At 71.4% G+C, this 14,071-nt stretch carries 13 protein-coding genes; 6 read left to right on the top strand and 7 right to left on the bottom strand.

Going from position 1 to position 14,071, the window contains the following annotated elements; genetic code table 11:
• Positions 1 to 56: 56 nt before the first annotated feature.
• Together ACIQCJ_RS04405 and pdxH are read right to left on the bottom strand one after the other, a co-directional pair.
• A complete protein-coding gene (locus ACIQCJ_RS04405) occupies positions 57 to 1,553 on the bottom strand; it encodes a PAS domain-containing protein (protein ID WP_391043110.1) in 1,497 nt (498 codons plus the stop codon).
• Positions 1,554 to 1,892: 339 nt separating this feature from the next.
• Positions 1,893 to 2,531, bottom strand: a complete 639-nt coding sequence (gene pdxH, locus ACIQCJ_RS04400; RefSeq protein ID WP_391162570.1) for a pyridoxamine 5'-phosphate oxidase — start codon at positions 2,529 to 2,531, stop codon at positions 1,893 to 1,895.
• A gap of 364 nt (positions 2,532 to 2,895) precedes the next feature.
• Here pdxH and ACIQCJ_RS04395 point away from each other — a divergent pair, with 364 nt between their 5' ends.
• Together ACIQCJ_RS04395 and serC are read left to right on the top strand one after the other, a co-directional pair.
• Entirely contained in the window at positions 2,896 to 3,996 is a 1,101-nt protein-coding gene (locus tag ACIQCJ_RS04395; protein ID WP_355337452.1) for a citrate synthase 2, read from the top strand.
• A gap of 192 nt (positions 3,997 to 4,188) precedes the next feature.
• Positions 4,189 to 5,307: a phosphoserine transaminase gene (gene serC / locus ACIQCJ_RS04390; RefSeq protein ID WP_355337449.1), complete on the top strand. Its 1,119-nt coding sequence runs from the start codon at positions 4,189 to 4,191 to the stop codon at positions 5,305 to 5,307.
• Between the two features lie 148 nt (positions 5,308 to 5,455).
• On the opposite strand, the gene ACIQCJ_RS04385 is transcribed toward serC, so the two are convergent.
• Positions 5,456 to 6,511: a hypothetical protein gene (locus ACIQCJ_RS04385; RefSeq protein ID WP_402710653.1), complete on the bottom strand. Its 1,056-nt coding sequence runs from the start codon at positions 6,509 to 6,511 to the stop codon at positions 5,456 to 5,458.
• A 47-nt stretch (positions 6,512 to 6,558) separates the two neighbouring features.
• On the opposite strand from ACIQCJ_RS04385, the gene ACIQCJ_RS04380 reads away from it, so the two are divergent.
• The gene (locus ACIQCJ_RS04380; RefSeq protein WP_402710652.1) at positions 6,559 to 7,239 is read left to right on the top strand and encodes a GDSL-type esterase/lipase family protein; all 681 of its coding nucleotides are present in this window, start codon (positions 6,559 to 6,561) and stop codon (positions 7,237 to 7,239) included.
• A gap of 103 nt (positions 7,240 to 7,342) precedes the next feature.
• A complete protein-coding gene (locus ACIQCJ_RS04375) occupies positions 7,343 to 8,338 on the top strand; it encodes an aldo/keto reductase (RefSeq protein ID WP_391043100.1) in 996 nt (331 codons plus the stop codon).
• 311 nt (positions 8,339 to 8,649) lie between these two features.
• Here the strand turns inward: ACIQCJ_RS04375 and thpR are convergent, their stop codons facing one another.
• From thpR to ACIQCJ_RS04360, 3 genes are all read right to left on the bottom strand, one after another.
• A complete protein-coding gene (thpR, locus tag ACIQCJ_RS04370) occupies positions 8,650 to 9,243 on the bottom strand; it encodes an RNA 2',3'-cyclic phosphodiesterase (protein WP_402710651.1) in 594 nt (197 codons plus the stop codon).
• Positions 9,244 to 9,591: 348 nt separating this feature from the next.
• A complete protein-coding gene (locus tag ACIQCJ_RS04365) occupies positions 9,592 to 11,139 on the bottom strand; it encodes an MFS transporter (protein WP_402710650.1) in 1,548 nt (515 codons plus the stop codon).
• Positions 11,140 to 11,383: 244 nt separating this feature from the next.
• Entirely contained in the window at positions 11,384 to 11,824 is a 441-nt protein-coding gene (locus tag ACIQCJ_RS04360) for a MarR family transcriptional regulator (RefSeq protein ID WP_355337431.1), read from the bottom strand.
• Between the two features lie 144 nt (positions 11,825 to 11,968).
• On the opposite strand from ACIQCJ_RS04360, the gene ACIQCJ_RS04355 reads away from it, so the two are divergent.
• Positions 11,969 to 12,220, top strand: a complete 252-nt coding sequence (locus tag ACIQCJ_RS04355; RefSeq protein ID WP_355337428.1) for a ribbon-helix-helix protein, CopG family — start codon at positions 11,969 to 11,971, stop codon at positions 12,218 to 12,220.
• Here ACIQCJ_RS04355 and ACIQCJ_RS04350 read toward each other — a convergent pair.
• Positions 12,190 to 13,599 (bottom strand): NCS2 family permease, encoded by a 1,410-nt coding sequence (locus ACIQCJ_RS04350; RefSeq protein ID WP_402710855.1) that lies wholly within the window; start codon positions 13,597 to 13,599, stop codon positions 12,190 to 12,192. The genes ACIQCJ_RS04355 and ACIQCJ_RS04350 overlap by 31 nt on opposite strands.
• A gap of 173 nt (positions 13,600 to 13,772) precedes the next feature.
• Here ACIQCJ_RS04350 and ACIQCJ_RS04345 point away from each other — a divergent pair, with 173 nt between their 5' ends.
• Positions 13,773 to 14,051, top strand: coding sequence for a DUF2530 domain-containing protein (locus ACIQCJ_RS04345; RefSeq protein ID WP_355337425.1), 279 nt, complete (start codon positions 13,773 to 13,775; stop codon positions 14,049 to 14,051).
• Positions 14,052 to 14,071: the final 20 nt, after the last annotated feature.

The following is a 14,071-nucleotide window of genomic DNA, read 5'->3' as shown; positions in this document are numbered from 1 at the left end:
CGCCCGCACCGGCCTTCGTCCACCGGGCGCCGACGCCCCGCGCGGGGCGTCGGCGCTCAGCGGTCCCCCGTCAGCCCCGCCAGGTCCAGCGCCATGGCGACCCGCGCCGCGACGTCCTCCGCGTACGCCGCGTCCGCCCGGTCGAAGAGCCTGCGGCCCGAGCCGCGCAGGAAGGTGAGCGCGCCGACCGTACGGCCCCTGCTGCGCAGCACCGTGGCCAGCCCGTGCACGGTCCCGGAGGGCCAGCGCCTGGCCGCCGCCCACTCGTCGATCCGTTCACCGGTCGCCGGTTCGTCCGCCGTCAGCGCGCCGAAGCTGGCGCGTACGGTGCCGATCCGCTCCAGCGCCTGGAGGACGGGGTGGGCGACGTCGTAGCCGACCGGGATGGAGTTGTCCTCGGTGGCGTCGGCGGGACCGGGCTCGCCCGCCGGGGTCGCCGCGATCCGGATCAGGCGGCCCGCGTCGTCGGTGATGTCGACCAGGGCGTGGTCGGCGAATCCGGCCAGTGCGAAGTCGAGCTGCAAGGTCGCGGCCTCAAGGGCGCTCTCGCACTCGGCGGCGGCGCGGTCGGCGCGGTGGAGCTGCTGGTAGCGGAACCGCACCTGGGCCCCGTCCTTCTCCAGCGCCTTCTGCCGGGTGATGTCCAGGAAGAGCCAGCCCACGCCCAGCGGTACGGGTTCCTCGCCCAGCGGCGAACCGAGGCGGACGAATCCGCTGCGCCAGCAGTAGCGCCCGCCGGTCTCGTCGCCGCGCACGGTCACCCACAAGTCGGTGGTGGCGGGCGGCGCGCCCTCGGAGAGCACGTGCTGGAGTACGTTCTCCAGCTCCTCGACGCCCTGGGCGAGCAGGTCGCCCAGCGGCCTGCCGAGCAGCGAGTCGCGGCCGGTGCGCAGCAGGCGGGCGGCGTGCGCGTTGACCACGGCGGGGCGCAGATCGGCGTCGATCAGTACCACACCCCATGAGGCGTCGGTGAAGAGCACTTCGCTGAGAGCGATCGACCGTTCCAGGTCGATCTGCGCGTGCACCTCGGAGAAGGCGCAATAGACGCCGCTCGGCTGCCCGTCGGCGCCCTGCACGGCCGCCGACTGGGTGCGGACGAGCACCCGGCGGCCGTCCTTGGTGACGAGCGCGAATTCGTGCACCTGGCGGCCGGGGCCGTCCATGGCGCCGAGCAGGCGTTCCTCGGTCTCGCGGGCGTCGGCCGTACGCGCCGCCCAGCCGGCGAATCCGTGCCGCCCGATCGCGTCCTGCGCGGTCCAGCCCAGGATGCGGACGGCTTCGGAGTTCCAGTGGGTGATCACGCCATGGCGGTCGAAGGCGCACAGGCCCGCTTCCATGCCGTCGAGGAGCGCGGCGAGCAAGTGCTCGTCGCCCTCGTGCCCGTCATGGGCCCCGTCCGGGGCAATGCCGTCGCCACCCCCCTGGCTCCCGTGGACTTCGCCACCGCTGTTGTCGCCACTGCCGCCGTCATCGAGCGGCTTTGATTGCGCGTCGAAAGGCTGCACGTCGCAACATTGAACTCTGGTGTGGGCTGCGTCACACGAGATTTCCATAAATAGGTTGTGCGGTTCCGGCCGACTTCTTACTGTTGCGGGACACACGAAGGGAGGTGGTCTGACGCATGAAGTGCACTCGGACACGTGAGGTGGCTGCGGGCTAGCTCCGCGCACTGGGCGTGCGCGAAGCGCGCCAATCCCACGCAGTTCACCCGACCCGCGGGCTCGTCGGACTTGTCCGGCCGGTGCCCGGAGCCTCCTGGCTCCGGGGAGCAGCCCGCGGGTCGTTCGCGTTCCAGCAGGACCAGCGCTCCGGAACCAGCGCTCCAGGACCGGCCCTCAAGGACCGGCCTTCCGGGACCCACGCTCCAGCACCGGCGTTCCGGCACCCGCGTTTTACGGCGCCAGGCGCTCGATTCCCCATCCGCCGTCCGCACCGCGCGTATAGCGCAGCCGATCGTGCAGCCGGTTCTCCCGGCCCTGCCAGAATTCGACGGTGCGCGGCTCGACCCTGAAGCCGCCCCAGAACGGCGGTACGGGCACGTCCGTCCCTTCCGGCCAGCGCGCGCACAGCTCCGCGTAGCGCGCCTCCAGCACCTCGCGCGAGGCCACCACGGCCGACTGCTCGCTCGCCCAGGCGCCGATCCGCGAACCGTACGGGCGGCTGCGGAAATACGCCGCCGTCTCGTCCCGCGGCACGCGCGCCGCCGAGCCCCCGACGATCACCTGGCGGGCGATCGGATGCCAGGGGAAGAGCAGCGCCAGGTGCGGGTTGGCGGCCAGCTCGCGGCCCTTGCGCGACGCGTAATTGCTGAAGAAAACGAACCCGCGCTGGTCGTAGCCCTTGAGCAGGACCGTACGGGAGCTGGGTACGCCGTCGGCGTCGGCCGTGGACACCACCATGGCGTTGGGTTCGGCGAGCGCGCCGTCGTCCCGTGCCCGTACGGCGTCGGCGAACCAGCGGGCGAACTGCTCGTAGGGGTCGGACGCCAGCTCCGGCTCGGTCAGTCCCGCGGCCCGGTACTGCTCGCGCATCGCCGCCGGGTCCGCGGCCGGGAGGGGCCGCACCTGGCGCTCTTCATGTGGTTGTCGCACGGGCACATCTTGCAGGACGGCGGGTCCCGGCGCCGACGTCCGCGAATGTGCCGGAACTCACGCTGTCCGGCGCGTCCGGCAGCAAGGAGAATGACCGGCCGGGGCCAGGTCCTGTCCGGCGGATCGTGGGACGGTCCAGGCTGATCCGGATGGAGCAGGGTGACAGCCCCTCGGGCGGGGCATGACCGTGGGGTCGGCCCGTCCGGCACACTCCCGCCCGCACACCCCCGGGCACCGTCGTCATCTCATTCATCAGGCACTGCCGCACCACCGCACTGTCGTGATCATCAAGAGGAGCCGCCTCATGTCCGACTTCGTACCCGGACTCGAGGGAGTCATCGCGTTCGAAACGGAGATCGCCGAGCCCGACAAGGAAGGCGGTTCGCTGCGTTATCGCGGTGTCGACATCGAGGACCTGGTCGGCCATGTGTCCTTCGGGAACGTGTGGGGCCTGCTGGTCGACGGGAAGTTCAACCCCGGTCTGCCGCCCGCCGAGCCCTTCCCCATCCCGGTGCACTCCGGCGACATCCGGGTGGACGTGCAGTCCGCGCTCGCCATGCTCGCCCCGGTGTGGGGTCTCAGGCCGCTGCTGGACATCGACGAGGCGGAGGCGCGCGACGACCTGGCGCGCGCCGCGGTGATGGCGCTGTCGTACGTCGCCCAGTCCGCGCGCGGCCAGGGGCTGCCCATGGTGCCGCAGAAGGAGATCGACAAGGCGCACTCCATCGCCGAGCGGTTCATGATCCGCTGGCGCGGCGAGCCCGACCCCAAGCACGTCGCGGCGGTGGACGCGTACTGGACGTCGGCGGCCGAGCACGGCATGAACGCCTCCACCTTCACCGCCCGGGTCATCGCCTCGACCGGCGCGGACGTCGCCGCCGCGCTGTCCGGCGCGGTCGGCGCCATGTCGGGCCCGCTGCACGGCGGCGCGCCGTCCCGCGTCCTCGGCATGATCGAGGAGATCGAGCGGACCGGGGACGCGGAGGCGTACGTGAAGGCCGCCCTCGACAAGGGTGAGCGCCTGATGGGCTTCGGCCACCGCGTCTACCGCGCCGAGGACCCGCGGGCGCGCGTGCTGCGGCGTACGGCGCGCGAGCTGGGCGCGCCGCGCTACGAGGTCGCCGAGGCGCTGGAGAAGGCGGCGCTCGCCGAGCTGCACGCCCGCCGCCCCGACCGGGTGCTCGCCACGAACGTCGAGTTCTGGGCGGCGATCATGCTGGACTTCGCGGAGGTCCCGGCGCACATGTTCACCTCGATGTTCACCTGCGCCCGTACGGCCGGCTGGTCCGCGCACATCCTGGAGCAGAAACGTACCGGCCGCCTTGTCAGGCCCTCGGCGCGCTACGTGGGGCCCGGTGTCCGCGGACCGCGGGACATCGAGGGTTTCGCGAGCATCGCGCACTGAACCGCGGCGCATTTCGGCGCAGGGCGCGGGAGGGCCGTCGGGCCGGTCCTCGCGCGCCCCTTCGCCGTTTCGCGCGCCGGTGCGCGACGTGGGGCCAGGTGCCCGGCCGGCCGGGGCGCACACCCTGTGTGACACCGTCTCACCCGATGGAACGCTCCCGGAAACACGCCCGTGACGGACTACGCTGCGACCGTGGCCGATATCGAGATTCCCGCTGACATCAAGCCCGCCGACGGACGATTCGGGGCGGGCCCCTCCAAGGTGCGGACGGAAGCGCTCGAAGCGCTGGCCGCGACCGGGACGTCCCTGCTCGGTACCTCCCACCGGCAGGCGCCGGTGAAGAACCTGGTGGGCCAGGTCCGCCAGGGAGTCAAGGAGCTCTTCTCGCTGCCCGACGGCTACGAGGTGGTGCTCGGGAACGGCGGCTCGACCGCGTTCTGGGACATCGCCACGCACGGGCTGATCGACAGCAAGTCGCAGCACCTGTCCTTCGGCGAGTTCTCGTCGAAGTTCGCGAAGGCGGCGCAGCTCGCGCCGTGGCTCCAGGAGCCGACGATCGTGAAGTCGGAGCCGGGTACGCACCCGGAGCCGGTCGCCGAGGCGGGCGTCGACGTATACGCCTTCACGCACAATGAGACGTCCACGGGTGTCGCGGCGCCGCTGCGCCGGGTCGCGGGCGCGGACGCCGGGGCCCTGGTCCTGGTGGACGCCACCTCGGGCGCGGGCGGTCTGCCCGTCGACATCACTGAGACGGACGTCTACTACTTCGCGCCGCAGAAGAACTTCGCGGCAGACGGCGGCCTGTGGGTCGCCGCCTTCTCCCCCGCCGCGCTGGAGCGGGCGGCCTCGGTCGCCGCGTCCGGGCGGCACATCCCGGCGTTCTTCGACCTGCCGACGGCGATCGACAACTCGGTGAAGAACCAGACGTACAACACCCCGGCGCTGTCGACGCTCTTCCTGCTCAAGGAGCAGCTCGAGTGGATCAACGGCCAGGGCGGTCTGGAGTGGGCGGTCAAGCGCACCGCCGACTCCGCGTCGCGGCTGTACGGCTGGGCGGAGAAGTCCTCCTTCGCGACGCCGTTCGTGGCGGACCCCGCGCAGCGCTCGCAGGTCATCGGCACCATCGACTTCGAGGACGGCGTCGACGCGGCGGCCGTCGCGAAGGTGCTGCGGGCCAACGGGATCGTGGACACCGAGCCGTACCGCAAGCTGGGCCGCAACCAGCTCCGGGTCGCGATGTTCACGGCCGTCGACCCGGCCGACGTCGAGGCGCTGACCGCCTGCATCGACTACGTCATCGGGCAGCTCTGACCGCTGCCACACATACGGCAACCGCGACCCCGGCCAGGCAGGACGGCCGGGGTCGCGGCATACCGTCGTATTGTCGGCCCGCTCGTACCGCCCCTACGCCCGTGCGCCCGTACCGCCCCTACGCCCATACCGCCGCGCCCAGTCGGCGTCAGTCGCGGTGGCGTTCCCGATTGCGGCGCAGCAACTTGCGGGCGCCCACGCCGATGGCGCCGATCACGGCGAGCACCCCGATGCCCACGACCCTGCTGCCGGTGCTCGTGGTGCCGGTGTCCTTGGCCGTGCCCGGTGAGGCCCCGGGAGAGGCCGCGGAAGAGGTCTGGGCGCCCTTGTGGTCGTCCGCCGACGCGCTCGCCGAGGCGGCCACGCTGTCGGGCAGCTCGTCGCCGCTGAGCGGCGCGCGCCACACGTCGCTGTTCTTGCCCTCGCTGCCGAACATCAGATTCCGGCCGTCGGTGGTGAAGGTGACGGACTCGCCCTGCCGTTGCATGGGGACGTCGAGGCTGCCGATCTTGTGCGGGGCCCCGTCGGCCCAGCGGTAGCCGGTCGCCCCGAGGTAGCCGCGCAGCACCAGGCGGGTGCCGTCGGGCGAGAAGGCGCCGTCGGTCACCCAGGGGACGTCGGCTATGCGGTGGAAGGTGTTGACGCCGCCCGCGCTGAGCTCGGCCGGACCGGCGTAAAGCGCCCCGCCGTCCTGATTCTTGCTGGCGATGTACACCCGGCCCGTCTTCGGATGCACCATCAGGGCCTCGGCGTTACGGGGTCCCGCGTCGTAACGGACGGTGTAGCGGGTGACGTCGACGGTGCGGTCGCCGAGCTGCTTCGGCTCGGGGAAGCGGTAGATCCAGACCTCGGGCCAGGTGCCGCCCAGGTTGTCGCCGATGTCGCCCACGTAGAGGTCGCCGTCGGGGCCCAGGGAGATCGCCTCCACGTCCCGCGCGTGGATGCCGCGCATGGTCACCCTGGCCACGGTCTTGCCGGTGGCCGAGTCGACGGCGTAGACGTACGGGCCGTCGTCGCTGTCGTTGTGCGTCCAGTACACGCCGGGGTGGAGGCGGCTGGCGGCCAGGCCGCTGGACTCGGTGATCCGCGGGTCGCTGAGGGAGAAGGCGACCGAGGGGCCGCTGTCGGCGACGGCGGGTACGGCGGTGCCGCAGGCCAGGGCCACGGCGGCGCACGCGGCGGCCGTCAGGAGATACGCACGCATGCACCCCAGTGTCCCTGGTCGGCGGGCGGTCGGGGATGATGCCCGGCATGCGTTACCTATTCGTCGGCGACTCCATGACCGTGGGCGCCGCGGGCGACTACACGTGGCGCTACCGCATGTGGCAGCACCTGAACGAGCTGGGCGAGCCGTTCACTGTGGTGGGGCCGCGCACCACGCTGTACGACACGGCGGCCGGCGCGGCCGTCTCCTCCGACTACGCCGACCCGTTGTTCCCGGAGCGGGCCAGGCGGCATCTGGCGGGCTGGGGCGAGGGCTGGCACCACATGGTGCCGATGATCGGCGACGCCGTACGGGAGCACCGCCCGGACGTGCTGCTGATATCGCTCGGCCTGATCGACCTCGGCTTCTACACGGACGCCGAGCAGACCGCGCGCAATGTGGAGCGGTTCATCGCGGCGGCCCGCGCGGCGGGCCCCGCGCTGCGGATGGTGCTGCTGCCGGTCATCCCCAACACCAGGGCCGATCTGGATCCGGGCTTCGCGGACCAGTGCGCGGAGCTGAACACCCGCATGGCGAAGGCGGTCGCCGAGCACGACTCGCCCGCCTCGCCGCTGCTGCTGGCCTCCCGCCCCGAGGGGTACGACATCCTGCTCCACACCTACGACGGCACCCATCCCAACGCGGCGGGCGAGCACAAACTGGCGGCGGCTTTCGCGGACGCGATGTACCAGGCGTGGGACATCGGGGCGCCCTACAACGAGTACTGAGCCGAACGGCGCCAGGACCGCGGGCCGAACGGCGGACGACGCCGCGGGTGCCCCCCGGATTGCCCCTTGATTCGAGCGCACTCCAAGAGCTTGGCTGAACGCCATGGAGTACACACAGCTCGGACGTACCGGCCTCAAGGTCAGCCGTCTGGTTCTCGGCACGATGAACTTCGGCCCGGAGACGGATGAGGCGGACAGCCACTCGATCATGGACGCGGCCCTCGCGGCGGGCGTCAACTACTTTGACACCGCCAACGTCTACGGCTGGGGTGAGAACAAGGGCCGCACCGAGAAGATCATCGGCACCTGGTTCGCCAAGGGCGGCGACCGCCGCGACAAGACGGTGCTGGCCACCAAGGTGAACGGCTACATGGGCACCGCCGACGAGCCCTGGCCGAACCACGACAAGCTCAGCGCGCTCAACATCCGGCGCGCCGTCGAGGCCAGCCTCAAGCGGCTGAACACCGACTACATCGACGTCTACCAGTTCCACCACGTCGACCGGGACACTCCGTGGGAGGAGATCTGGCAGGCGATCGACGTCCTGATCCAGCAGGGCAAGATCCTCTACGCCGGGTCGAGCAACTTCGCGGGCTGGCACATCGCGCAGGCCAACGAGGCGGCGGCGCGGCGCGGTTCGCTCGGTCTGATCACCGAGCAGTGCCTGTACAACCTGGCGGAGCGGCGGGCGGAGATGGAGGTCATCCCGGCGGCGCGGCACTACGGCCTCGGCGTGATCCCCTGGTCGCCGCTGAACGGCGGTCTGCTCGGCGGCGCGCTGCGCAAGCAGCGCGAGGGCGGCGGCGCGCGTTCCACCAGCGGGCACACCGCGAAGGCGCTCCAGGACGGCAAGCTGCGCGACCAGGTCCAGGCGTACGAGGACCTGTGCGACAAGCACGGCCTCCAGCCCGGTGACGTCGGTCTCGCCTGGCTCCTCACCCGTCCGGGTGTGACCGGTCCGATCGTCGGCCCGCGCACGCAGGACCAGCTCGACTCGGCGCTGCGCGCGCTGGAGCTGGAGCTCTCGGAGGAGTTCCTGGCGGCGCTCGACGAGATCTTCCCCGGTCCTGGGCCCTCCCCGGAAGCCTTCGCCTGGTAGGTCCCGGCACCGAGGGAACCCAGAGGAACCCTGAGGAACACGGCGGAGCCCGGAGGAACACGGCGGGTACGGCGGGCGCGGCGCTCGGAACAGCCGCGGCGGCCGTGCCCGCCGAGCCGTGATCCGGCCCGGACGGCCAGATGGCCGGGCGGCCCGCGCAGCCGGGTGGTGTGGACGGACAGTCCGGGGTGCCGCCGCGGGTCAGCCCAGCGCGGCGGCGACGACCACCACCACGAGCATCAGGACGAAGGCGGCGGTCATCACACGAGTACGGGTCTTGGGGTCCACACCCCGAGGTTAACCGGCCCCGGTCACCCCTCCGGCCGGTGGGCCGCCGGGCGCCCCAGCGGCCAGGACTCCTGCGTCGTGTAGCGGGGCTGCTCGCCGGGGACCCCGGAGCGCGGCAGGGCGCTGCTGACCAGGTGGAGGGTGTCGGCGCTCCAGGCCGCCCCGTGGAGGGCGGTGAGGGCGTCGGCGAAGGGCCGCAGGCTCACCGCGTGGCCGCGCTGGGCGCGGGCCAGGGTGAGGTGGGGCCGGAAGGCGTGCTCCGCGTCGGGTGGCGCGCCCGCCCGCCGGGCCGCGTCCCGTACGGAGCCGGCCAGCGCGGCGAGACCGGTCAGGTCGCCGTCGGCGCCCGCCCACAGCGCGCGGTCGCCGAACCGGCCGCCGCCGGACAGCCGCAGTGCGCAGGGTTCGTGACGGGCGGCGGCCCGGCCGAGGCGTTCCGCCAGCTCAGGTCTGACGGGGTCGGCCACCTCGCCGAGGAAGGCGAGGGTGAAGTGCCAGCTCTCCCGGGCGGTCCAGCGCAGCGCCGAGGCGTCGGGCAGACGCCTCAACGGGCCGACCGCGTCGGCCAGTTCGTCGGCGACGGACGGTGGCGGCAGCAGCGCGACGAAGAGCCTCACGGCACCGGCCGTACCGGGACCGGGCGAGCCGTGGCCCAGCGAGCCGTGACCGGGCGGCCCGGAACGCGCCGGGCCGGAGCGAGGCATGCCATAAGCAGGCGTGCCCGAACCGACCGGGCCGGAGCGAGCCATGCCATAAGCAGGCGTGCCGTAACCAGCCGTGCCCGAACCGACCGGGACGGAACCGGCCGTGCCGGAACCGACCCGGCGGGGGCCGCTGCCCACACCGGTCCCGTGAGCCCGCGCGGGCTCATACGGGCCGCGCCTGGGACCGGGTCCGGGACTGAGCCTGGGACCGGTCCCGCGCCTGGGCAGCCGCCCGCACCGGTCCCGTGAGCCCGCGCGGGCTCATACGGCCGGGGTGAGCCGGGGCGCCGACTCGTCGTCCTGAGGCTGGGTCTGAGGCCGCGCCTGGGACTGAGCCTGGGCTTGGGACCGGGTCTGAGCCTGGGCCTGGGACCGGTCCCGCGCCTGGCCCTGAGGCGTCGGCGTCTTCGCGTCCGGGCCGGGCGCCGGAGCGCCCTCCCCCGCCGCCTCCGGCGCGTCCTCGGCGTCCACATCGCCGGTGACCGGCTCGCGAGGCACGAAGGAGAGCAGGGGCCGGCCCTTGGTCCTGCCGCGACGCAGGTTCAGACAGGGCCGGAGGCCCCCGATCCGCGCCAGGACGATGGCGACGGCCACCGCGGCCGCCGCGGAGATCAGGCCGCCGGACAGGAAGCCGACGCGGGCGCCGTAGGTGTCGGTCACCCAGCCCATCACCGGACCGCCGATCGGGGTGCCGCCGACGAAGACCATCATGTACAGGCTCATCACCCGGCCGCGCATGACGGGTTCGGTGGCGAGCTGGACGGTGGCGTTGGCCGTCGTGTTGAAGGTCAGGCCGAAGATGCCGATCGGGACCAGCAGGACGGCGAAGATCCAGAAGGCGGGCGCCACGGCCGCGGCGGCCTCCAGCAGCCCGAAGACGCAGGCCGCGGCGACCAGCATGCGCAGCCGGGTACGGGTGCGGCGGGCGGCGAGCAGCGCGCCGAGCAGGGAACCGGCCGCCATCAGGGTGTTGAGCAGGCCGTAGGTGCTGGCGCCGCTGTGGAAGACCTGGTTGACGAAGGCGGAGAGCCAGATCGGGAAGTTGAAGCCGAAGGTGCCGATGAAGCCGACCAGGACGATCGGCCAGATGAGGTCCGGCTTGCCCGCCACGTAGCGCAGGCCCTCGCGGAGCTGGCCCTTGCCGCGGGGCACGCGGTCGACCCGGTGCAGCTCGGAGGTGCGCATCAGCAGCAGGCCGACGAGCGGGGCCATGAAGGACAGGCCGTTGAAGAGGAAGGCCCAGCCGCTGCCGACGGCCGTGATCATCACACCGGCGACGGCGGGGCCGATCAGGCGCGCGGACTGGAAGTTCGCGGAGTTGAGCGAGACCGCGTTGCGCACATGGCTCGGGCCGACCATCTCCATGACGAAGGTCTGCCGCGCGGGGTTGTCGATCACGGTGACCATGCCGAGCAGGAAGGCGATCGTGTAGACGTGCCAGACCTGGACGACACCGCTGAGGGTGAGGGCGGCCAGCAGGAGTCCCAGGAGGCCGAGTACGGCCTGGGTGAGGATCAGGATCTGCCGCTTGGGGTAACGGTCGGCGATGACGCCGCCCCAGAGGCCGAAGAGCAGCATCGGCAGGAATTGCAGCGCGGTGGTGATGCCCACCGCGAAGGACGAGCCGGTGATGCTGAGCACCAGCCAGTCCTGGGCGATCCGCGACATCCAGGTGCCGGTGTTGGACACCACGGCGCCGGTCGCGAAAAGCCGGTAGTTGCGGACCTTGAGCGAGCTGAAGGTGCTCGTCCTGCCGTCCGCGGGTCGGTCAGGTTCGGTTGCGGTGCCTGGTCCGGCTGCCGAACTCAATCGGGTCTCGCCTCCCCTTCAACAGGTGGTCGGTCATGCTGTCCGATGGCTCGCGCGGCACAGGTGTCGTACGGGTCATACAGCTCGTGCGGTGCATACGGTCGTGCGGTTCGTGCTGGTCGTGCTGGTCGTGCTGGTCATACGGTTCGCGCAGGTCATACGGTCATACGGTTCGTGCAGGTCACACGCTTCGTGCTGGTCATACGGTCATACGGTTCACGCGCGTCGTACGACGTCCTACCGGTCACAGGTGAGCGAGCTTCTCCAGGACGGGAGCCGCCTCGCGGAGCACCGCGCGCTCCTCGTCGGTCAGCCCCTCGGTGAGCCGGGCCAGCCAGGCGTTCCGCGTGTCGCGGGCGTCGGCGAGGATCGCCTCGGCCTGCTCGGTCTGGCTCACCACGACCTGGCGCCGGTCGTCGGGGTGGGGTTCCCGGCGGACCAGCCCCTTGGCCTCGAGCATCGCCACGATGCGGGTCATCGACGGCGGCTGCACGTGTTCCCTGCGGGCCAGTTCGCCAGGGGTGGCGGACCCGCAGCGGGCCAGGGTGCCCAGCACCGCCATCTCGGTCGGGCTGAGCGTCTCGTCGACACGCTGGTGGCGCAGTCGGCGGGAGAGGCGCATCACGGCGGAGCGCAGCGAATTCACCGCGGCGCGGTCGTCCTCGGACAGTTCGGTCACGTTCATTAGGTTAGCTCATTAGCTAATCTAAGTAAAACTTGGCCAAGCGGGACCCCACTCAACCCTCATGTGCCCTTATCTCACCCATACGGGTGAGATGGCCGCCGAAAGTCCCCCGCGGCGGCCCCCCGTCCGGGGACCTTTGGGCGTATGGCATCGAGAGTGCTCAGCCTCCGCATAGACGCAGACCTGTGGGACCGGATCCGCGACCATGCCGCCAAACGCGGAATGAGCGCCCAGGACTATGTGGTCCAGGCGCTCATCCGTGACGACTTCGACGAACGGTTCAAGACGGCCGTCGACGAGACCGAGCGGTTCTACGGGCAGGACGGGCCGCTGAGCGGACCCGCCCCCACCCCTCAGGCACCGGCTCAGAGCAGGCCGAGCGCGGGCATCAGGTAGTAGAAGGCGAAGACCGCGGCCACGGCGTAGAGCGCGACCGGCACCTCGCGCCCGCGGCCGGCGGCCAGCCGCAGCAGGCAGAAGCTCAGGAAGCCGATGCCGATGCCGTTGGTGATCGAGTACGTGAACGGCATCATCACCATGGTCAGGAACGCCGGCACCGCGATGGTGAAGTCGCTCCAGTCGATCTCCCGGACCGAGCCCGCCAGGATCAGGAAGCCGACCGCGACCAGGGCGGGCGTGGCCGCCTGGGCCGGGACCATGGTGGCCAGCGGTGTGAAGAACAGCGCGAGCACGAACATCAGGCCGGTCACGATGCTGGCGAGACCGGTCCTGGCGCCCTCGCCGACGCCCGCCGTGGACTCCACGAAGCAGGTGTTGGCGGACGAGGAGGAGGCGCCGCCGACGGCGGTGGCGATGCCGTCGATCATCAGCACCTTGTTGATGCCGGGCAGGTCGCCCTTCTCGTCCAGCAGATCCGCCTCGTCGCTGACGCCGAGGATGGTGCCCATCGCGTCGAAGAAGCAGGACAGCAGCACGGTGAAGACGAAGAGCACGCCGGTCAGGATGCCGACCTGGTGGAAGCCGCCGAAGAGGCTCACCTTGCCGATGAGGCCGAAGTCGGGGCTGGCGACCGGATTGCCGGGCCACTTGGGAACGGTGAGGCCCCAGTTGGCCGCGGGGATGTCGGCGACGGCGTCCACGATCACCGCGAGGACCGTCATCGCGACGATGGAGATCAGGATCGCGCCCGCGACCTTGCGGATGATCAGCGCCAGGGTGAGCAGCGTGCCGAGGATGAAGATCAGCACGGGCCAGCCGTTGAGGTGGCCGTCGGAGCCGAGCTGGAGCGGCACGGTGGTGTGAGCGGCGTCCGGGATACGGGTGACGAAGCCGGAGTCGACCAGGCCGATCAGCATGATGAACAGGCCGATGCCGATCGCGATGCCCTTGCGCAGGCCGAGCGGCACCGCGCTCATCACGCGCTCCCGCAGCCCGGTGGCGACCATGATCATGATCGCGAAACCGGCGAGCACGACCATGCCCATCGCGTCCGGCCAGCTCATCTTGGGCGCGAGCTGGAGGGCGACGACGGTGTTCACGCCGAGCCCGGCGGCGAGCGCGATCGGCACATTGCCGACCACGCCCATCAGCAGGGTGGTGAAGGCGGCGGTGATCACGGTCGCGGTGACGAGCTGGCCGCCGACCAGGTGGTGGCCGTACTTGTCCACGGCGGAGCCGAGGATGATCGGGTTGAGCACGATGATGTACGCCATCGCGAAGAACGTGGCGAGACCGCCGCGAATCTCCCTCGGGACGCTGGACCCGCGCTCGGAGATCCGGAAATAGCGGTCAAGGCCGGGGGCGGCGGGCGGCATACGGGTCCTCAAGGTACTCAGCTTGGATGATCATACGAACAAATTCGGCCAGCGCGTGGCTGCTTCAGTATGAATAAACAACTTGTCAAACGCCATCTGCGCGCGTAGATCCTTGAACCGCAGGGCCGCCACCACCTCGCGGGCACCGCGACCGGCCCCCTTACGATGGGCGCATGAGCAGCAACCGGACCCCCCTGCGCGAGGCCCCAGAGCCGCTGGAGGCCAACGATGTGGCCACTGTCACAGTCGGCACGATCATCTGGGCCGTGCTGTTCGTCGTGCAGCTCCCCTTCTACGGCTGGTACGCGGATCACGGCCATACGTGGCTGATCTGGACCTGTCTGGCGGGTGCGGGGCTCGGGCTGATCGGCCTGAAATACGTCACCGCGCGGCGGGCCGCGATCCGTCGCGCCGCCGCGGCGCGCGGTCAGGAAGGGACCTCCGCCGGGTAGAAGCGCCGGGCGCCACGTAC

The organism is Streptomyces sp. NPDC093221 (genome assembly GCF_044753885.1).
Lineage (GTDB): Bacteria > Actinomycetota > Actinomycetes > Streptomycetales > Streptomycetaceae > Actinacidiphila.
The sequence above is the reverse complement of the archived record's forward strand: the minus strand, read 5'-3'. Positions and strand labels throughout refer to the sequence as shown.